Consider the following 19,719-nt stretch of genomic DNA (forward strand, 5'->3'; position numbering starts at 1 on the left):
CAACGGGGTAGCTCACAGTGCTCCGCTACACCATTCGACGGCTGGTCCAGCTGGTCGGCGTGGTGCTGGTGCTCTCGCTGCTGCTCTTCGCGTGGCTGCGCGTACTCCCAGGAGGGCCGGTCTCGGCCCTCCTGGGAGACCGCTCCACACCGGAGAAGGCGGCGGAGCTCACCAAGCAGCTCGGCCTCGACCAACCGATTTTCGTGCAGTACTTCAAGTTTCTCGGTCGCGCGGCGACCGGCGACTTCGGCGTCTCCACCGGTGTCCAACCCGGTGACTCGGCGCTCGACATCTTCCTCCAGCGGTTCCCCGCCACGCTCGAACTGAGCTTCTTCGCGATCCTCATCGCGATCGCGGTCGGCGTCCCGCTCGGTTACCTCGCCGCGAAGCGCCGCGGCGGCTGGTTCGACAACCTCAGCGTCGTCGGCTCCCTCATCGGTGTCGCCGTTCCGGTGTTCTTCCTGGCCTACGTGCTCAAGGGCGTGGCGTCGTCCACGCTCGGCCTGCCGTCCAGCGGCCGCCAGGACGCCATCGACGCCACCCGCGTCACCGGCTTCTTCACCCTCGACGGAATCCTCACCGGCGAGTGGGACGCGACGTTCAACGCGCTGGAACACCTGATCCTGCCGGCCGTCGCGCTGGCGACGATCCCGTTCGCGGTGATCTTCCGGATCACCCGCGCCGCCGTCCTCGACGTGCTCGACGAGGACTTCGTGCGCACGGCCGAGTCGAAGGGCCTCACCGCTCCGGTGATCCGCCGCCGGCACGTGCTGCGCAACGCGATGCTGCCGGTCGTCACCACGATCGGCCTGCAGACCGGTGCGCTGCTGTCGGGTGCGGTGCTCACCGAGAAGGTGTTCTCGTTCCCCGGTGTCGGCGAGGCGCTCGCCATCGGGTTCGAACGGCGCGACTACCCGGTGCTGCTGCTGTTGATCATCATGGCCACGAGCGTCTACGTCGTGGTCAACCTGCTGGTCGACCTCTCGTACGCGCTCATCGACCCGCGCATCAGGACGAGGTGAGACCGTGGCACTGGGAGTGACCAAGAAGGAAAAGATCGACGGTCTCGCGGAGAGCTCGGGCACCTCGCTCGCCGCCAGCGCGTGGAAGAGGCTGCGCCGCAGCCCGGTGTTCCTCACCGGCGCGGTGATCATCGGCATCTTCATCGCGGTGTCGCTGCTCTCGCCGTGGCTCGCGCCGCACAACCCGGCCGACCCGATGCTGATCGACCAGGTCGTCAAGGCGCGCAACGAGATCCCGCCCGCCCAGCCGGGCCACCCGCTCGGCGGCGACCTGCAGGGCCGCGACTTCCTGTCGCGCCTGCTGATCGGCTCGCAGCAGACGCTGATCGTCGGCATCGGCGCGACGGTCATCGGCCTGACCGGCGGCCTGATCCTGGGCACGCTCGCGGGCGCGCTCGGCGGCTGGGTCGACTCGCTCGTCATGCGCGTCGTCGACGTCATGCTGTCCCTGCCGTCGCTGCTGCTCGCGTTCTCCATCGCGGCGATGTTCGCGCGGCCCAGCCAGTTCACCGTGATCCTCGCGGTCGCGATCGTGCAGATCCCGGTGTTCGCCCGGTTGCTGCGCGGTTCGATGCTGGCGCAACGGCACAGCGATCACGTGCTCGCGGCGACGGCGCTGGGCGTGAAGAAGGGCGCGATCGTGTTCCGGCACATGCTGCCGAACTCGCTCGGTCCCGTGATCGTGCAGTCCACGCTCGTGCTGGCCACCGCGATCATCGAGGCGGCGGCGCTGTCGTTCCTCGGCCTCGGCAACCCGGACGACCGGGTGCCGGAGTGGGGCCAGATGCTCGGCGACGTGCAGAAGGTGTTCGACACCCACCCGCACCTCGCCGCGTGGCCCGCGGTCTGCATCATCATCGTCGCGCTCGGTTTCACCCTCATGGGCGAGACGCTGCGCGAAGCCCTCGACCCGAAGAACAGGCGGTGAGTCGTCGTGGCACTGCTCGAAGTTCGTGACCTCTCCGTCGTGTTCCAGCGCAAGGGCGAACAGCCGTTCACCGCGGTCGACGGCGTCAGCTTCGACGTCGAACCCGGTCAGACGGTCGGGCTCGTCGGCGAGTCGGGCTGCGGCAAGTCGGTGACCTCGCTGGCGATCATGAGACTGCTGCCCAAGCGCGGCGCCAAGATCACCGGTTCGGTGCACTACGACGGCACCGACCTGCTCAAGCTCTCCGACAGGGAGATGCGCGACCGCCGCGGCCGCGACCTCGGCATGGTCTTCCAGGACCCGCTGTCGTCGCTCAACCCCGTCGTCCCGATCGGCCTGCAGGTCACCGAGGTGCTCGAACGGCACCGCGGCCTGGCCCGCAAGGAAGCGATGATCGAGGCGAAGGACCTGCTGGACAAGGTCGGCATCCCGGACCCGAACCGGCGGCTCAAGGAGTACCCGCACCAGCTCTCCGGCGGCATGCGGCAGCGCGCGCTCATCGCGATCGCGCTGGCGTGCCGGCCGAAGCTGCTGATCGCGGACGAGCCGACGACGGCGCTGGACGTGACCATCCAGGCCCAGATCCTCACGCTGATGAAGGAACTGGTGCAGGACCTCGGCACCGCGCTCGTGATGATCACCCACGACCTGGGTGTCGTCGCCGGCCTGTGCGACGAGGTCAACGTGCTGTACGGCGGCAAGGTGGTCGAGAAGGCCATGCGGCACAAGCTCTTCTCCGAGCCGCGCCACCCGTACACGCACGGCCTGCTGGCGTCGATCCCGCGGCTCGACGCCCCGCGCGGCGAGAAGCTGACGCCGATCAGGGGCTCGGTCGCCGACAACATCCCGTGGACGAGCGCCTGCGCGTTCGCCCCCCGGTGCCCGAACGCGCTCGACGTCTGCCGTGCGGAGACGCCCGCGGAGGTCGACAAGCTCGGTCGCCTGCTCCGCTGCCACAACCCGGTGGTCCCGGGCACCCCGGCCGCCGAGGAGGTGTCGGTATGAGCGAGACCCTGGTGTCCGTGCAGGACATGAAGGTGCACTTCCCGATCAAGCGCGGTGTCTTCTTCGACCGCACGGTCGGCCACGTCTACGCCGTCGACGGCGTGGACCTGGAGATCCGGCGCGGCGAGACCTACGGCCTGGTCGGCGAGTCCGGTTGCGGCAAGTCCACCCTCGGGCGGGCGATGCTGCGGCTGAACGAGCCGACCGCGGGCAAGATGGTCTTCGACGGGCAGGACTTCTCGGCCCTCAAGGGCGAGGAGCTGCGCAAGATGCGGCGCCGGATCCAGATGGTGTTCCAGGACCCGCTGTCCTCGCTCGACCCGCGCCAGTCCGTGGAGTCGATCCTGGTCGAGGGCCTGCGGGCGCACGGCCTGGACAAGGGCAAGGAGGAGACCGCCAAGCGCTTGCGCGAGCTGCTCACCGCGGTCGGCCTGCCGACGTCGGCCCTGCGCAAGTACCCGCACGAGTTCTCCGGCGGTCAGCGGCAGCGCATCGGCATCGCGCGGGCGCTGGCGCTGGAGCCGGACCTGATCGTCGCCGACGAGCCGGTGTCCGCGCTGGACGTGTCGGTGCAGGCGCAGGTCGTGAACCTCCTGGAGGACCTGCAGGAGCAGTTCGGCCTGACCTACCTGGTGATCGCGCACGACCTGGCGGTCGTGAAGCACATCTCCGACCGGGTCGGCGTGATGTACCTCGGCGGGCTGGTCGAGGAGGCCGACTCCGAGGACCTCTACGCCGAGCCGCTGCACCCGTACACGCGGGCGCTGCTGTCGGCGATCCCGGTGCCCGACCCGGTCATCGAGGACCGGCGTGAACGGATCCTGCTCGCGGGTGACCTCCCGTCGCCCGCGAACCCGCCCACCGGCTGCCGGTTCCACACCCGGTGCCCGTGGCGGCAGCAGACCCGCTGCGACACCGAACGCCCGGTGCTGCGCGAGCTCAAGCCCGGTCACAAGGTCGCGTGCCACTGGGCCGAGCAGATCCGCTCCGGCGAGATCCAGCCGCACGAGGTGAAGCCGGTCCTGGTCGAGGAGGGCGACGGCCTCTCCCCGGACGTCCCCCTGGTCGGACCGGCCTCCGTCACAGAGGCGCTCAACCCGTAGCTCCGATGTCACGCGGGGGCCCCGCGTTCCCTTCCGGGGAACGCGGGGCCCCCGCGTGCCGTTTCGAGGGGCACGCGGGGACCTTTCGTGCTCCAGGAGAGTACGAAAGCTCCCCGCGTGCACTCGTTTCGAGGGGAGTGCGGGTGGGGCTTGAGGGGGGTCCGCTGTCGTGGGCGGATGGACAGTCGTGCGGCGATCCTGCTGAGGGCGGCGGAGATCGCGTCCGTCGACGGGCTCGAAGGAGTCACGATCGGGCGGCTCGCGGTCGAGCTCGGCATGAGCAAGAGCGGGGTGTTCTCGCACTTCGGCTCCAAGGAGGAGCTGCAGCTCGCGACCGTGCACACGGCGTCGGAGATCTTCGCGCACGAGGTCGTGGTCGCCGGCGGCTCGGTCCTCGACCTGTGCGGGCGCTGGCTCGACTACTCGAAGCGGCGCGTCTTCCCCGGCGGCTGCTTCTTCGTGGTCACGCGCTCGGAGTTCGCGGCCAGACCCGGCCGCGTGCGCGACGCGCTGATGCTGTTCCACCTGCGCTGGGTGTCACTGCTGGAACGGCTGTGCGGTGACGCGCAGCTGGCGTTCGAGGTCGACGCGCTGCTGACGGCCGCCGACCGGTTCGCGGTGCTCTACGACGACGCCTCGGCGTACGAGAGGGTGCGGTTGGCGTTGCGCGCACGCCACACCATGCCGATCGGCACGGAGATCAGCATCGCGACGCCCAGGGACAGCAGCATCGCGAGCCAGGCCTCGTCGATGATCTGACCGCCGATGTAGCCCACGGTGGCGGGGTAGAGGCTCCACACCACGGACCCGACGGTCGCGACCGGCAGGAAGCGCCGCAGCGGCCACTTCAGGGCCCCGGCGAGCATCGCGCCGACGATGCCGCCCGCCGGCAGGAACCGCGCCACGACCAGGATCGTCTCGCCCCTGGTCGCCAGCTGGTCGGCGGTCCACACCACCATCGCCCGCGCCTTGGCGTTCTTGTTCACCTTGTCGAGGGCCCTCATGCCCATCCGGCGGCCTGCGGTAAAGTTGATCATGTCGCTGGCCAGGCAGCCCGCGGCGGCCACGGCGATCACCAGGTACAGCGGAACCTCACCGGACGCGGCCAGGACACCGGCGCCGATGAGCACGGCCTCCGTCGGTGCCAGCGGCACGACGGCGACCAGGAACAGCACGACGAGACTGGCGGCTGCGGTGCTCATGATCTGTGAACGTACGTGACGCGGCTGAACAATCCCGACCTGGGTGTTTCTTCAGCCCGCCCACAGGGTGGAAGTCGATCTACACTCTCGCGTGCCCTTCACCCTCGCCCATCCCGCCGCCGTCCTGCCGTTGCGCCGGTTCCTGTGGTTCCCGGGGCTGGTGGCGGGGGCGGTCGCGCCCGACCTGGGCTACTACCTGCCGGTGCTGCCGATGCACGACGTCCCGGGCGGCTCGCTGGCGGCGGTGGTGTTGCTGCTGGTCGGGCATTTGCTGCTGCCGTCGGTGCTGGCGTTGTCGCCGGAGCCCGTGCGCACGAGGGTGCCGCACCCCGGCCCGTTGCGCCGGCCACTGCGGTGCGGGCTTTCCGTGGTGGCCGGTGTGCTGACGCACCTGGTGTGGGACGCGGTCACGCAGACCGACGGGTGGTTCGTGCAGCGGTGGGACTGGTTGACCACGTCGGTCGTCGGCCCCCATCGGCTCTACAACGTGATCGGCTACGTGTCCTCCGCAGGGGGCATGCTGCTGTTGGGCTGGATGGCGGCACGGTGTCCGAAGGGGCATGACTGGCGGGCATGGTCCGGGATTTCCCGGTCCATGTTCCGGGCGCTGATCGCCGTCGCAGTCGTGGTCGGCGCGGGCTGGTCGTTGTCCGATCCGGTCAGCCAGGTCAGCGCGTATGACTGGGTGCGCGCGCTGCTGGTGGGCGGTATGCAGGGGCTGGGCGCCGGTCTGCTGCTCAACGCCGCGGCGTGGCGGTTCGCCGAGTCATCGCATGACAGGCGATGACTGCTCGGTTCCGCCGGTGAAGCGCTGATCTGTCACGCGTTCATCCGGCACTTCTGCCGTTGACCTGTGTCTTCGAGCACGTCTAACCTCCGACCTTAATAGGAAAGCTTGTTTACCAATCCTTCGCCGCCACCCTTGCCCAGGAGGACGAAGTGATCAGAAAGCACACCAGAACAGGTGTCGCCGTCGCAGTGCTGGCGCTGGTGATTCCGCCTCTGGCGGCATCAGGACCGGCGCAGGCGGCCGACTCGCTGCTCTCGGCGAACAAACCCACCACCACCTCCTCCACCGAGGCCGAGACCTTCGGCGGAGCCAACGCCGTCGACGGAGATCCGACCACCCGGTGGGCGAGCCTCGAAGGCGTCGACCCGCAGTGGGTCGCCGTCGACCTGGGTGGCGCCGCCACCATCTCCAAGGTCAAGCTCACCTGGGAGGCCGCGTACGCCTCCGAGTACAAGATCCAGACGTCGAGCGACGGCTCGTCGTGGAGCACCAAGAAGACCCTGACCGGGCAGAACGGCGGCGTCGACGAGACGGCGCTGAGCGCGTCCGGCCGGTACGTGCGGATCTACGGCACGAAACGCGGCACGGCCTACGGCTACTCGCTGTTCGAGCTCGAGGTCTACGGCAGCTCGGCGAACGGCGACGTGACCGCGCCGACCGCGCCGTCCGGGCTGACCAGCACCGGCACCACGTCCAGCTCGGTCGGCCTGCAGTGGACCGCGGCGACCGACAACGTCGGTGTGACCGGCTACGAGGTGCTGCGCAACGGCAGCGTCGTCGGCACGCCCACCGGCACCACGTTCACCGACACCGGGCTGGCCTCCGGCACGGCGTTCACCTACACCGTCAAGGCGCGCGACGCCGCCGGCAACCTCAGTGCCGCGAGCAACGCGGTGCAGGCGACCACCCGGCCGCCGGCACCCGGCGACACCATCACGGTCGTCGCCGCCGGTGACATCGCGTCGTTGACGAACACCGAGCACTACGAGACCGCGAAGCTCATCGACCAGATCAAGCCGAACCACATCCTCACGGTCGGCGACAACCAGTACGACAGCGGCACGCTCACCGAGTTCCGCAACCACTACGACAAGTCGTGGGGCCGCTACAAGAGCATCACCCACCCGGCGACCGGCAACCACGAGTGGGAGGACAACCTCAACGGTTACAAGTCGTACTTCGGCGCTCAGGCCTACCCGGCCGGCAAGCCGTACTACAGCTGGGAGGCCGGCGACTTCCACTTCGTGTCGTTCGACTCCCAGAAGATGTACGACACCGGTGCCGACTCGACGCAGCTCGACTGGCTGAAGGCCGACCTCGCCGCGAACACCAAGGCGTGCGTCGTCGGGTACTGGCACCACCCGCGGTTCAACTCCGGCGAGTACGGCGACAAGTCCAAGATGTCGGCGCTGTGGAACGTCTTCGCCGACGCCAAGGCCGACCTGGTGCTCAGCGGGCACGACCACCACTACGAGCGGTTGAAGCCGCTCAACAAGAGCGGTGCGGTCGACGAGGCCAACGGCCTGCGCTCGGCGATCATCGGCATCGGCGGCGACTACCTGTACGACGCGGTCAAGCCGCGCACCGGGGTCGAGAAGTGGTTCGCCGACACCCACGGCGTCGTGAAGTTCACCCTGTCCGGTCGCTCCTACTCGTGGGAGGTCATCGACACGGCGGGCCGGGTGCGCGACAAGGCCGGTCCCTTCACCTGTCGCTAGTCGCACCTGGCTGTTGATCGGAGGCCGTCGTGTACATCGCAACCGCAAGACAAGCCCCGGCTTCGGGCGGCACCGGCAGGATCGCGGGGAACGTCCTCGCGCTGGGCGCGGTGTCCCTGCTCACGGACGTCTCGTCCGAGATGGTCACCGCGATCCTGCCGCTCTACCTCGTGCTGGGACTGGGGTTCTCCCCGCTGCAGTTCGGTGTGCTCGACGGCATCTACACCGGTGTGACCGCACTGGTGCGCGTCGTCGGCGGTCATGCGGCTGACCGCTGGCAACGCCGCAAGTTCGTCGCGGGCCTCGGCTACGGGATCTCGGCGCTGGGCAAGCTCGGCCTGCTCGCCGCCGGGACCTCGGCCACCGCGATGGGGCTCGTGCTCGCCGGTGACCGCACCGGCAAGGGCCTGCGCACCGCGCCGCGGGACGCGCTGATCACGTTGAGCAGCGAGCCCTCGGCGCTCGGCCGCGCCTTCGGCGTCCACCGCGCCATGGACACCGTCGGCGCGTTCCTCGGCCCGCTGGTCGCGTTCTGCCTGCTGTGGACGCTGCCCGCGCGCTACGACGTGGTGTTCGTCGTCAGCTTCTGCTTCGCCGCACTGGGTTTCCTGGTGCTCGTGCTCTTCGTCCGCGACCACCGCGACGTGCTGCCCCGCGTGGCGGTGTCGCTGCGGAACGCCTTCGGGCTGTTGCGGTCCAGGCCGTTCCGGCGGGTCTGCCTGGTCGCGTGCGGGCTCGGGTTCCTGACGCTCGGCGACGGTTTCGTCTACCTGTTGCTGCAGAAGAAGCTCGACGTCGAGCTCGCCTACATCGCGTTGCTGCCCCTCGGCACGGCCGGCGTGTACCTGCTCGCCGCCGTGCCACTGGGGTCGCTGGCCGACCGGGTCGGGCGGTGGCGGATCTTCCTCGCCGGCCACCTCGCCCTGCTCGGTGCGTACGCGCTGCTCGCGGGCGCGTCCGGGATCACCCTGCTGGTCGGCGTCCTGCTGCTGCACGGGGTGTTCTACGCGTGCACGGACGGGGTGCTGATGGCCGTCGCCGGGCCGATGGTCCCCGACGAGCTGCGCACCTCCGGTCTGGCCCTCCTGCAGACCGGCCAGGTCCTCGCCCGTGCCGCCTCCTCCGTCCTCTTCGGTGCACTGTGGACGTGGTTCGCGTGAGGAGGGTCCTGATCGTCATCGCCGCCGTGGTCGTGCTCGGCGCCGGTGCCACCGCCTACGCCCTGCGCACTCCCGGCGAGATCTCCGTTGCCGTGGAACGGGGTCCGGTCGAGCTCTCGTCCGGCCGGCTGCTGTTCGTGGACGAGGCGAGCGGCAAGGTGGCGTCCGTGCCGCTGACCGACCCGTCCGGTCCACGACGGGTCAGCTCGTTGTCCTGCAAGCGCTTCTACACCTCCGGCGGCCGGGGGCTGTGCCTCGCGGACGCCGCGGGCCCGTTGCCCGGTGCGACCGCGGTGTTCGTCGACCGCGGCCTGACCGAGCGCCGGCGAGTGGAGGTCGACGGCGTGCCCAACCGCGCCAAGCTGTCCGCGGACGGGCGGATGGCGTCGTGGACGACGTTCGTCACCGGCGACTCGTACGCGCAGGCCGGCACGTTCTCCACCCGCACCGCGATCTTCGACCAGGAGACCGAGGTGTACGCCAGCAACGTCGAGGGCACGAGCGTCGCCGGCATGAAGACGACCAACGACATGAACTGGTGGGGCGTCACGTTCGCCGCCGACGACCGCACCTACTTCGCCACGATGAGCACCGCCGGCAAGACCTACCTGGTGCGCGGCGACTCGACCGACGAGTCCGCGACAACGCTGCGGGAGAACGCGGAATGCCCGTCGCTGTCACCGGACGGCAAGAAGGTGGCGTTCAAGAAGCGCGTGCCCGGCGACGGCGCGCGACCGTGGCGCCAGCACGTGCTCGACCTGACCACGATGGTGGAGACACCGCTGGCCGAGACCCGCGGGATCGACGACCAGGTCGTGTGGCTCGACGACGACACCATCGCCTACGGCCTGCCCGGCGAGGGCATCTGGGCCGTGCCGGCGAACGGGGAGGGCGCGCCGCGGCAGCTGGTGCCGCACGCGTCCTCCCCGTCCGTCGCTACCGGTTAGCGCGGTTGACGGCGCTGACGATCGCGCGGAACGACGCCGCGACGGTCGACGAGTCGATGCCCACGCCCCACAGCACGCGGTCGCCCACGGCGCACTCCACGTAGGCGGCCGCGCGGGCGTCGTCACCGGCGGACAGCGCGTGCTCGGCGTAGTCCATGACCCGCACGTCGTACCCGATGGACGCGAGCGCGTCGACGAACGCGGCGATCGGGCCGTTGCCCGCCCCGGTGATCTCGTGCTCCTCGCCGTCGATCAGCAGCACGGCGGTGATCTCCTCGCGCCCGCTGCCGTCCGACGACGCCCGGTGCCGCAGCAGGTGCAGCGGGACCTTGCCGTGCAGGTACTCCTCCGCGAAGGCGTCCCACATCTCCTTCGGGCCGATCTCGCCGCCCTGCGTGTCGGTGACCTCCTGGATCACCCGCGAGAACTCGATCTGCAGCCGGCGCGGCAGGTCCAGGTGGTGCTCCTGCTTCATCAGGTACGCCACACCGCCCTTGCCGGACTGCGAGTTGACCCGGATGACGGCCTCGTAGTTGCGGCCCACGTCCTTCGGGTCGATCGGCAGGTACGGGACCTCCCACGGGTACTCGTCGACGTGCTGGCCCGCGTCCTTCGCGTCGGCCTCCAGCGCCTCCAGGCCCTTCTTGATGGCGTCCTGGTGCGAGCCGGAGAACGCGGTGAACACCAGGTCACCGCCGTACGGGTGCCGCTCGGCCACCGGCAGCTGGTTGCAGTACTCGACGGTCCTGCGGACCTCGTCGATGTCGCTGAAGTCGAGCTGCGGGTCGATGCCCTGGCTGAACATGTTCATCGCCAGCGTCACCAGGCACACGTTGCCGGTCCGCTCGCCGTTGCCGAACAGGCAGCCCTCGATCCGGTCAGCACCGGCCAGGTACCCCAGCTCCGCAGCGGCGACGCCGGTGCCGCGGTCGTTGTGCGGGTGCAGGCTCAGGATGATCGAGTCGCGGCTGTCCAGGTTGCGCGACATCCACTCGATGCTGTCCGCGTAGACGTTCGGCGTGGCCATCTCGACGGTGGCGGGCAGGTTGATGATCAGCGGCCGCTCCGGCGTCGGCTGGATGACCGCGGTGACCGCGTTGCAGACCTCGAGCGCGTAGGACAGCTCGGTGCCGGTGTAGGACTCGGGCGAGTACTCGTAGCGGAACTCGGTCTCCGGGTAGCCCGCCTCCTGCGCCTTCGCGAACTTCGCGGCGTCCACGGCGATCTTCTTGATGCCCTCGCGGTCGCTGCGGAACACCACCCGCCGCTGCAGGATCGACGTCGAGTTGTAGAAGTGCACGATCGCCTTGCGAGCCCCGCGCAGCGACTCGAACGTCCGCGCGATCAGCTCCTCGCGGCACTGCGTCAGCACCTGGATCGTCACGTCGTCCGGCACCGCGCCGTCCTCGATGATCTCCCGGACGAAGTCGAAGTCGGTCTGGCTGGCCGCCGGGAACCCGACCTCGATCTCCTTGAAGCCCATCCGCACCAGCAGGTCGAACATCTTCCGCTTGCGCGCGGGCGACATGGGGTCGATCAGCGCCTGGTTGCCGTCGCGCAGGTCGACCGCGCACCACAGCGGCGCCTTCTCGACGCGCTTGGCCGGCCAGGTGCGGTCGGGTACGTCGACGACCTCCACCACCTCGTGGAACGGGCGGTAGCGGTGGAACGGCATGCTGCTGCCCAGCTGCGGGTTCCAGGGGGGCTGCGTCGACGGGGCCGGGCGCGCGGGCTGGCGGATGCGGCTCGAACCGGAGGTGTACGCGTCAGGTGAGGCAGACATTTCGGGGTAGCTCCTGCTGGTCGTGAATCAGACGACCGGCGGCAACGCTGAGTCCCGCGACGGGGGGCCGGTCTGGATCAGACCCCGTCACGGCAGCGAAGCAGGAGGGAACGCCACACGCCGAACAGAGTAGCCATAGGGGAGGGGGAGATGGAACTCGACGACCGGATCGTGGGACGTGGCTGTTCGGCGCGGCGTACTTCCAGCCTGGCGAGGCGGCTGTTCCCGGGGCTCCGGCTCGACCAAAGCCCGCGCCGGTCGGCCCGTGCGTCCGTCCAGCTCAGCGCAATGACCCTGTCGGTGCAGCGAGTACGGTCGAACGCAGGGGCGCCGAAAACAAAGGGGACCCCTGCGCAAGCCTGCGGTTTGAAGCAACACAAACCCGGGAAGTTTTCAGGTATGTCCAGATTACGTACGACTAGTGGCCGCGGCACGGCTTCACGCGTGATCAGCGGCATCGGTGCGGTCTTCGCGATCATCGAGGTCCTGTACATCCTCATGATCGTGCTCGGCGCGAACCAGGCCAACGCGTTCTTCCGGTTTGTCGGCTCCCTCGCGGAACCGCTCGCCCTGTTCTTCCCCGGTCTGTTCGCCACGGGCAACTACAACGTCGATGTCCTGCTCAACTACGGACTCGCCGCCGTGTTCTGGCTGGTCGTCACCGGCCTGCTCGCCCGCGCGGTGTCACGCTACTGAAGAGTAGATTCCTGACCCATGCGTACGCGCGTGGTCGGAATCGTCGCAGGGATCTTGAGCTGGGTCGGCCTCGCGCTGGCGGTGGTGCTCGTCGTTCACGTCGTGCTCACCGTCGGCGGGGCCAACCCGGAAAATCCCATCACCAGCACCGTCAAGGCGATTGCCGAGCCGGTGTCCTTGGCGTTCAGGAACCTGTTCGAGCCGAGCGATGCGAAGCTGCGGACCATCGTCAACTTCGGGTTGGCGGCGATCTTCTGGCTGGCCGTTCGAGCGATCGTCCTCAAACTCGTGAGGCGTCTCGGCTAGCGTTCGGCCATGGCGCGCGACGACTTCTGCGACAACTGCGGCACCGCGTACGCGGACACGTCCGCATACCCCCGCAAGTGCCCCCGCTGTGCGCACATGGTGTGGGCGAACCCGTCGCCGGTCGTCGTGCTGCTCGTGCCGGTCAAGGACGGGCCCAGGACCGGGTTGCTCACGGTGCGGCGCGCCATCCCGCCGGTCGGGCAGCTGGCGTTCGTCAGCGGGTTCATGGAGCGCGGCGAGTCGTGGCAGCGCAGTGCGGCGCGCGAGCTCGAAGAGGAGGCCGGCGTCAGCGTCGACCCCGGTGAGCTGCGGCCGTTGCACTTCGTGTCCACGCCGGACGGCGGCACGGTGCTGTTGTTCGCCACCGCGCCCGCCATCAACGCCGAGGACATGCCGCCGTTCGTGCCGAACGAGGAGGCGTCCGAGCGGAAGGTCATCTTCGAGTGCGAGCCGTTGGCGTTCCCGCTGCACAACGAGGTCGCCACGAAGTACTTCTCAACCGAACAGTGACTCGCCCCAGGTGCCGGTGAACACCGTCTCGGACAACGGCAACCGCTGGCGTTCCCGCTGTTCGCGAGCCTGGAGGTCCTCCGGCAGGTCCGCGAGGTCCCCGATCCGGCCCACGGCCATCGCCACCAGCGGGCGCACGTCGGCGGGCATCGCGAACGCGGTGTGGGTGGCTTCCCTGTCGAAGCCGCCCATCATGTGCGTGACCAGGCCCAGGTCGACGGCCTGCAGGGCGATGTTCTCCATCGCGAGACCCAGGCCGAACTCGGCGTTCGGGATCGGTCCGCGGTCGTCGGTCGTGAGCACGCAGCCGACGAGCAGCACGGAGGCGCGCACCGCCCACGTCTGGTTGCCGGGGCGCAGGGTGTCGAAGACCTTGTCGAACGTCGGGGTGCCGCGGTGGCCCACGACGAACCGGGCGGGTTGGCTGTTGCCGTGCGACGGGGCCCAGCGGGCGGCCTCCAGCAGCACGCGCAGCTCGTCGTCGGACACGGTGGCGTCAGCGGAGAAGGCGCGAGGGCTCCAGCGCTGCGAGATCAGCTCGTTCATCAGATCGCATAGTCCCAAACGGCGAGCGCGTACGCACCGAACCAGGCGCTGAACAGGACGGTCACGCCGAGCACGGTCACGAGGGTGGACAGCCGGCGGCGCGCGAGGACCAGGGCCAGCGGCACCAGCAGCGTGAACGCCGGCAGCAGCAGGCGGGCCTTCGAGTTCATCAGGCCGTTCGAGCCGAGGTCCATGACCAGCACGCCGATGCCGTAGACGACCAGCGGCCACTCCAGGCGGCGCTGGAAGGCGTAGACGACCAGGGCGATGGCCAGCACCAGCAGCCAGACCGTGCCGATCTCCAGCGCCGAGCGCGGTTCGCCGAGGTGTTGCAGGGCGAACGTCCAGGTCGCCTCGCCGCCGTCGAACTTCGAGCCCCAGCCGCGTTGCTGCACGCCGAACCAGCCGGCGAGGTCGCCGGTGCGGACGGCCACCCAGCCGAGGTAGCCCAGCAGGCCGACCGGGGCGACCAGGCCACCGGCCCACGCCCGCCAGTCGCGCCGGTCGCCGAGGACCGCGACCAGGGCGGCCAGGCAGACCGCCGCGATCAGCGCGCCCGCGGTCGGGCGGACCAGACCCGCGGCCGCGCAGCAGACACCCGCCACGACCCACTGCCTGCGCACCACGCCGACCAGCGCCCACACGGCGAACGCGCAGAATGTGGCCTCGGAGTAGGTCATCGACAGCACGATGCCCATGGGGGAGGCGGCGAACAGCGTGACCAGCACCAGACCGGCACGCGAGGAGCCGGTGCGGACCGCGCGGCCGAGCACGAACAGGCCGTACGCGCAGAACAGGCCGCTGATCAGGCTCACCGCGAACGCCGCGCCCTGCACGCTCACGCCCGGCAGGCCGTCGACCCACCTGACCAGCGCCGGGTAGCCGGGGAAGAACGCGAGCGGGGTCTCCGCCGACCGCTTGCCCGCCGCGTCGACCAGGCGCATCGGCACGCCGTTGTAGCCGTGCTCGGCGATCGCCAGGAACCACTCGCCGTCCCACGAGCCCAGCTCGCCGGCCACGGTCATCCGCGTGCCGCCGCGGCTGTTCTGGTGGTCGACCATCCAGCCGAGCACGACCAGGCCGAGCTGGCGCACGAAGAGGTAGATGAGCGCCGGGGCGACCCACAGCGCGGCGGGGTGTCTCAGCAGCTCGCCGACGCGGGGTCGCGGAGCGCGTTCGGGCATCGAGGGAGAAGCCTCCACCACATCGACTGACGACACCCGGACAGAGTAGTCACGCGCATCACGGCTCCAGAGTCTCACCAGGTGGTCCGGGTAGGCTGCCTACGACGTGCGGTTTTAGTCGCGTGTGAGGGAGGTTGGGTCGGTGGCGCTCGTCGTCCAGAAGTACGGCGGTTCATCGGTGGGAAGTGCCGAGCGGATCAAACGCGTGGCCGAGCGCATCGTCGCGACCAAGAAGGCGGGCAACGACGTCGTTGTCGTCGTGTCGGCCATGGGCGACACGACCGACGAGCTGCTCGACCTCGCCCACCAGGTCGCCCCGGTGCCGCCGGTGCGCGAGCTCGACATGCTGCTCACCTCGGGTGAGCGGATCTCGATGTCGCTGCTCGCCATGGCGATCAACACGCTGGGTGCCGAGGCGCGGTCCTACACGGGCTCGCAGGCCGGCGTGATCACGACGTCCGTGCACGGCAAGGCCCGGATCATCGACGTGACGCCGAGCCGGATCCAGGACGCGCTCTCGGACGGGGCGATCGCGATCGTCGCCGGGTTCCAGGGCGTGAGCCAGGACTCCAAGGAGATCACCACGCTCGGTCGCGGCGGCAGCGACACCACGGCGGTGGCGCTCGCGGCGGCGACGAAGGCCGACGTGTGCGAGATCTACACCGACGTGGACGGCGTCTACACCGCCGACCCGCGCATCGTGCCGAACGCGAGGAAGCTCGACACGATCACCTACGAGGAAATGCTCGAGATGGCCGCCTGCGGCGCGAAGGTGCTGATGCTCCGCTGTGTGGAGTACGCCCGCCGCTACGGCGTCCCCGTGCACGTCCGTTCGTCGTTCAGCAACAAGACCGGAACCATCGTGTCCGGTTCAGTGGAGGACGCTTCCGTGGAACAGGCGATGATCACCGGCGTCGCGCACGACCGGTCCGAAGCCAAGATCACCGTTACCGCCGTCCCCGACCACCCCGGCATCGCGGCCAAGATCTTCCGGGTGGTGGCGCAGGCGGAGCTCGACATCGACATGGTCGTGCAGAACGTCTCGCAGGCCGCCTCCGGCCGCACCGACATCACGTTCACGCTGTCGAAGGACGACGGCCCGCGTGCGGTGGCCGCACTGGAGAAGGCCCGCGGCGAGATCGGGTTCGACCAGGTCCTCTACGACGAGCACGTCGGCAAGGTGTCGCTGATCGGCGCGGGCATGCGCTCGCACCCCGGTGTCACGGCCACGTTCTGCGAGGCGCTGGCCACGGCCGGCGTCAACATCGACATCATCTCCACCTCGGAGATCCGCATCTCGGTCATCTGCCGCGACACCCAGCTCGACGACGCCGTGCGCGCCCTGCACGACGCGTTCGACCTGGGCACCGACGAAGAGGCCGTCGTCTACGCAGGGACTGGCCGATGACCGCCCCCGTGCTCGCGCTGGTGGGCGCGACCGGTGCCGTGGGCACCGTGATGATCGACATCATGAACACCCGCTCCTCCGTGCCGTGGGGCGAGATCCGGCTGATCGCGTCCGCGCGCTCGGCGGGCAAGAAGATCAACGTGCGCGGCCAGGAGCTCACGGTCGTCGCGCTCTCGCCGGAGGCCTTCGACGGCGTCGACATCGCGATGTTCGACGTGCCGGACGAGGTCTCGGCCGAGTGGGCCCCGATCGCCGCCGAGCGCGGTGCCATCGCGATCGACAACTCCGGCGCGTTCCGCATGGACGCGGACGTGCCGCTGGTCGTGCCCGAGGTCAACGCGGACCAGATCGACAACCGCCCGCGCGGCATCATCGCGAACCCGAACTGCACGACGCTGTCGATGATGGCGGCGCTCGGTGCCCTGCACCGCGAGTTCGAGCTCAAGGAACTCGTCGTCGCCTCCTACCAGGCGGCGTCCGGCGCGGGCCAGTCCGGCATCGACCGCCTGTACGCCGAGATCAGCGCGCTGGCCGGCAAGGAGGCGGGGGTCGTCGCGGGTGACGTGGCGCAGGCGCTGTCCGCCGCCGGTCTGTCCGCCGAGGACTCGCCGTTCCCGGCCCCGCTGGTGCTGAACGTGGTGCCGTGGGCGGGTTCGGTGAAGGACGACGGCTGGTCGTCGGAGGAGCTGAAGGTCCGCAACGAGGCCCGCAAGATCCTCGGCATCCCCGACCTGAAGGTCTCCGCCACCTGCGTGCGCGTTCCCGTCGTGACCACGCACTCGCTGGCCGTCCACGCGACGTTCGCCCGTGAGGTCACCGTCGAGGCGGCGCACAAGATCTTCTCCGAGCAGCCGACCATCGTCCTCGTCGACGACCCGGCGGCGGGCAAGTTCCCGACGCCCGCCGAGGTCGTGGGCGGCGACCCCACGTACGTGGGCCGCGTGCGGCAGGCGCTGGACTTCCCGAACACGCTCGACTTCTTCGTGTGCGGCGACAACCTGCGCAAGGGCGCCGCGCTGAACACCTACGAGGTCGCGGAAGAGCTCGCGAAGCGCCTCTGAGCCGACGTGGAGGGCCCCTGTCACCCGAGCCGACTCCGGTGACAGGGGCCTTCTGCTGTCCGAACGGGACCTGAGCCGCTGCAACGACCCGGACCCACCGCGCAGGCGGCCGGGGAGTGGTTCCGCCGCCACCCGCCCACCTAGGGTGGTCGGCATGGCGGAGAGCGACGAGCAGTACGACGCGCTGGGGGCGGTCTACGAGCGCGCCAAGCACATCCCGACCGGACTGGCCGAACGCGCCACGCTGCTGTCGGCAGTCGGGGACGTGCGCGGCCGGAGCGTGCTGGACGTGGCCTGCGGCACCGGGTTCTACCCGCGGCTCTTCCACGACCTCGGTGCGACGCGGGTCGTGGGCGTCGACTCGGCCGGTGAGATGGTCGGCTACGCCCGGTACGTCGAGGACCGCGAGCCGCGCGGCATCACCTACGCCCAGCACGACGCCACGAACCTGCCGGTGCTCGGCGAGTTCGACGTCGTCACGGCCGTGTGGCTGCTCGGGTACGCCGACGACGTGCGCGCGCTCGACGTCATGATCGGCAACCTGACCGCGAACCTCGCGCCCGGCGGGCGGATCGTCGTCGTGGTGCCGAACCCGGACGGCGACTGGGACCTGTTCGCGCAGTACGGCCGCTACGGCTACGAGATCACCCGCACCGGGCCGATGGACGTCAAGCAGCCGGTCCGCGTGCACGTGCTGGGCGACCCGCCGTTCGACTTCGACTCCTTCTTCTGGGAGCGCGGCGTGTTCGACGAGGCGTTGCGGCGTGCTGGGCTCGCGGACGTGACGCGCCACCCCGTCGTGCTGCCGGACGACGACCGCGGCGCCGAGTTCTGGGAACCGCTGCGGACCTCGCCGAGCTTCGCGGTCTTCAGCGCGGCGAGGGGCGAGTCGTGATCGTCCTGGCGGTCGACCTGGGCACCACGGCCACGAAGGTGGTCGCGGTGGACGAGCAGGCGCGCGTGGTCGCCTCGACCGAGCGCAGATATCCCATGCGCACCAGCGGTCTTGAGGCGACGCACGACCCGCTGGTGGTGCTCGCGGCAGCGTTCGACGCGCTGCGCGAGCTGGCCTCCGACGACGTGCGCGCCATCGCATTGACCGGCGCGATGCACACGATCATGGGGCTGGACGCGGACCTCAGGCCCGTCACCGAGTCGCTCAGCTGGGCCGACAACCGCGCGGTCGAGCAGACGGAACGGTTGCGCGGCACCGAGGAGGGGCGCGAGCTGCACCGGATGACCGGCGCGCCGATCCACTCGTTCACGCCGCTGATGAAGCTCGCCTGGTTCCACGAGAACGGCGTGCGGGCCGCGAAGTGGTGCGAGATCAAGGACTTCGTGCACCTGCACCTGACCGGCGTGCTGCTGAACGAGCACTCGTCCGGCTCCGGCACGGGCCTGATGGACATCCACTCGCTGCAGTGGCACGCGCCGTCGCTGGAGTTCGCCGGGGTCACCGCGGACCAGCTCCCGCCGCTCGTCGACCCCACGCACGCCACGCCGTTGACCGCGGAGATCCCGGGGCTGCGCAAGGGGATTCCGGTCGTCGTCGGCGGTGGCGACGGGCCGTTGGGCAACCTCGGCGTCGGCGCGGCCACGCCCGGCGCGGGGGCGGTGTCGCTCGGCACCTCGGGTGCGCTGCGGGTGGCCCAGCTGGGACCGGGCATCGACGACCAGGGCCGCACGTTCAGCTACGCCATCGCCGAGGGGCTGTGGGTGCGGGGCGGGGCGATCAGCAACGGCGGCGTGGTCGCGCAGTGGGCGTCCGAGACGTTCGGCGTCCCGGTCGGCGACCTGCTCGACCAGGCGCTGCACGCCGACTCCGACGGGCTGGTGGCGCTGCCGTACCTGCTCGGCGAGCGCGCGCCGTGGTGGGACCCGACCGCGCACGCCGCGTTGCTCGGCCTGCGCCGCGAACACACGCCGGCGCAGATCACCAAGGCCCTCGTCGAGGGCGCCTGCCAGCAGCTCGCGCTCGTGCTCGACGCCGTTCCGCTGGTCGAGTCGATCCGGATCACCGGCGGGGCGTTCCGCGCGCAGGTCTGGGCTCAGGTGCTGGCGAACGCGCTCGGGATGCCGTTGCACCTCACCGAGGACAGCGGCGGCTCGGCCGTGGGCGCCGCGCTGCTGGCGTGGCGGTCGCTGGGCGTGATCGAGTCGCTGACCGTCGACCTCGTGCGGCCGATCAGGACGATCACGCCGGACCCGGACGCGATCACGCGGTACGCGATGGCCCGGCCGTTCGTGGCGAAGGCCTACCGGGCGCTGGAGGACCTCTACTCCGTGTGATCTTGAGTACATCAAGAAAACGCGCTGTTAAATCATTAGCCAGGCAAAGTAAGCATGGGGT

The 19,719-nt window shown here is 69.9% G+C and carries 18 protein-coding genes and 2 pseudogenes; 16 read left to right on the plus strand and 4 right to left on the minus strand.

Annotation, left to right across the window (positions count from 1 at the left end; genetic code table 11):
- Positions 1-17: 17 nt before the first annotated feature.
- From ACZ7CD_RS05165 to ACZ7CD_RS05185, 5 genes are all read left to right on the plus strand, one after another.
- Positions 18-1,022: an ABC transporter permease gene (locus ACZ7CD_RS05165; RefSeq protein WP_360396897.1), complete on the plus strand. Its 1,005-nt coding sequence runs from the start codon at positions 18-20 to the stop codon at positions 1,020-1,022.
- Between the two features lie 4 nt (positions 1,023-1,026).
- Positions 1,027-1,950 carry an ABC transporter permease gene (locus ACZ7CD_RS05170; protein WP_360396896.1) on the plus strand — a complete coding sequence of 308 codons (924 nt, stop codon included), beginning with the start codon at positions 1,027-1,029 and terminating at the stop codon, positions 1,948-1,950.
- Between the two features lie 6 nt (positions 1,951-1,956).
- Entirely contained in the window at positions 1,957-2,955 is a 999-nt protein-coding gene (locus ACZ7CD_RS05175) for an ABC transporter ATP-binding protein (RefSeq protein ID WP_458429703.1), read from the plus strand.
- Positions 2,952-4,058 carry an ABC transporter ATP-binding protein gene (locus ACZ7CD_RS05180; protein ID WP_360396894.1) on the plus strand — a complete coding sequence of 369 codons (1,107 nt, stop codon included), beginning with the start codon at positions 2,952-2,954 and terminating at the stop codon, positions 4,056-4,058. The genes ACZ7CD_RS05175 and ACZ7CD_RS05180 overlap by 4 nt, the downstream gene beginning before the upstream one ends.
- A 177-nt stretch (positions 4,059-4,235) precedes the next feature.
- On the plus strand, positions 4,236-4,817 hold the full coding sequence (locus ACZ7CD_RS05185) for a TetR/AcrR family transcriptional regulator (RefSeq protein ID WP_360385006.1): 582 nt from the start codon (positions 4,236-4,238) through the stop codon (positions 4,815-4,817).
- A 20-nt stretch (positions 4,818-4,837) separates the two neighbouring features.
- Here ACZ7CD_RS05185 and ACZ7CD_RS05190 read toward each other — a convergent pair.
- Positions 4,838-5,260 (minus strand): annotated as a pseudogene (locus ACZ7CD_RS05190) (DedA family protein); the annotation flags it as partial.
- Between the two features lie 91 nt (positions 5,261-5,351).
- Between ACZ7CD_RS05190 and ACZ7CD_RS05195 the strand changes: the two are divergent.
- From ACZ7CD_RS05195 to ACZ7CD_RS05210, 4 genes and pseudogenes are all read left to right on the plus strand, one after another.
- Entirely contained in the window at positions 5,352-6,047 is a 696-nt protein-coding gene (locus tag ACZ7CD_RS05195) for a DUF4184 family protein (protein ID WP_470378336.1), read from the plus strand.
- A gap of 152 nt (positions 6,048-6,199) precedes the next feature.
- Positions 6,200-7,768: a discoidin domain-containing protein gene (locus tag ACZ7CD_RS05200; protein WP_470378337.1), complete on the plus strand. Its 1,569-nt coding sequence runs from the start codon at positions 6,200-6,202 to the stop codon at positions 7,766-7,768.
- Between the two features lie 29 nt (positions 7,769-7,797).
- Positions 7,798-9,002 (plus strand): annotated as a pseudogene (locus ACZ7CD_RS05205) (MFS transporter); the annotation flags it as partial.
- 6 nt (positions 9,003-9,008) lie between these two features.
- On the plus strand, positions 9,009-9,875 hold the full coding sequence (locus ACZ7CD_RS05210; protein WP_470378399.1) for a hypothetical protein: 867 nt from the start codon (positions 9,009-9,011) through the stop codon (positions 9,873-9,875).
- Here the strand turns inward: ACZ7CD_RS05210 and leuA are convergent.
- Positions 9,865-11,658, minus strand: a complete 1,794-nt coding sequence (gene leuA / locus ACZ7CD_RS05215; protein ID WP_458429699.1) for a 2-isopropylmalate synthase — start codon at positions 11,656-11,658, stop codon at positions 9,865-9,867. The genes ACZ7CD_RS05210 and leuA overlap by 11 nt on opposite strands.
- A gap of 399 nt (positions 11,659-12,057) precedes the next feature.
- Between leuA and ACZ7CD_RS05220 the strand changes: the two genes are divergently transcribed.
- From ACZ7CD_RS05220 to ACZ7CD_RS05230, 3 genes are read left to right on the plus strand one after another with little or no spacing between them, the layout of a single operon-like run.
- Positions 12,058-12,354: a hypothetical protein gene (locus tag ACZ7CD_RS05220; RefSeq protein ID WP_360385018.1), complete on the plus strand. Its 297-nt coding sequence runs from the start codon at positions 12,058-12,060 to the stop codon at positions 12,352-12,354.
- Positions 12,355-12,372: 18 nt separating this feature from the next.
- A complete protein-coding gene (locus ACZ7CD_RS05225; RefSeq protein ID WP_360385020.1) occupies positions 12,373-12,660 on the plus strand; it encodes a hypothetical protein in 288 nt (95 codons plus the stop codon).
- A gap of 9 nt (positions 12,661-12,669) precedes the next feature.
- Positions 12,670-13,170, plus strand: a complete 501-nt coding sequence (locus tag ACZ7CD_RS05230) for an NUDIX domain-containing protein (protein ID WP_470378338.1) — start codon at positions 12,670-12,672, stop codon at positions 13,168-13,170.
- Here the strand turns inward: ACZ7CD_RS05230 and ACZ7CD_RS05235 are convergent.
- Both ACZ7CD_RS05235 and ACZ7CD_RS05240 read right to left on the minus strand, forming a co-directional pair.
- Positions 13,156-13,716 (minus strand): nitroreductase family protein, encoded by a 561-nt coding sequence (locus ACZ7CD_RS05235; RefSeq protein WP_360385024.1) that lies wholly within the window; start codon positions 13,714-13,716, stop codon positions 13,156-13,158. The two genes, ACZ7CD_RS05230 and ACZ7CD_RS05235, sit on opposite strands and share 15 nt — an antisense overlap.
- The gene (locus ACZ7CD_RS05240; protein WP_458429698.1) at positions 13,716-14,936 is read right to left on the minus strand and encodes a hypothetical protein; all 1,221 of its coding nucleotides are present in this window, start codon (positions 14,934-14,936) and stop codon (positions 13,716-13,718) included. Before ACZ7CD_RS05240 ends, ACZ7CD_RS05235 begins: the two co-directional genes overlap by 1 nt.
- A gap of 106 nt (positions 14,937-15,042) precedes the next feature.
- On the opposite strand from ACZ7CD_RS05240, the gene ACZ7CD_RS05245 reads away from it, so the two are divergent.
- From ACZ7CD_RS05245 to ACZ7CD_RS05260, 4 genes are all read left to right on the plus strand, one after another.
- A complete protein-coding gene (locus ACZ7CD_RS05245; RefSeq protein ID WP_360385028.1) occupies positions 15,043-16,308 on the plus strand; it encodes an aspartate kinase in 1,266 nt (421 codons plus the stop codon).
- Positions 16,305-17,369 carry an aspartate-semialdehyde dehydrogenase gene (locus tag ACZ7CD_RS05250; protein WP_360385031.1) on the plus strand — a complete coding sequence of 355 codons (1,065 nt, stop codon included), beginning with the start codon at positions 16,305-16,307 and terminating at the stop codon, positions 17,367-17,369. Before ACZ7CD_RS05245 ends, ACZ7CD_RS05250 begins: the two co-directional genes overlap by 4 nt.
- 154 nt (positions 17,370-17,523) lie before the next feature.
- Positions 17,524-18,264, plus strand: coding sequence for a class I SAM-dependent methyltransferase (locus tag ACZ7CD_RS05255; protein ID WP_470378339.1), 741 nt, complete (start codon positions 17,524-17,526; stop codon positions 18,262-18,264).
- Entirely contained in the window at positions 18,261-19,658 is a 1,398-nt protein-coding gene (locus ACZ7CD_RS05260; protein ID WP_470376053.1) for a gluconokinase, read from the plus strand. The genes ACZ7CD_RS05255 and ACZ7CD_RS05260 overlap by 4 nt, the downstream gene beginning before the upstream one ends.
- Positions 19,659-19,719 lie beyond the last annotated feature (61 nt).

The sequence above is a fragment of the Lentzea sp. NPDC036949 genome (genome assembly GCF_055608075.1).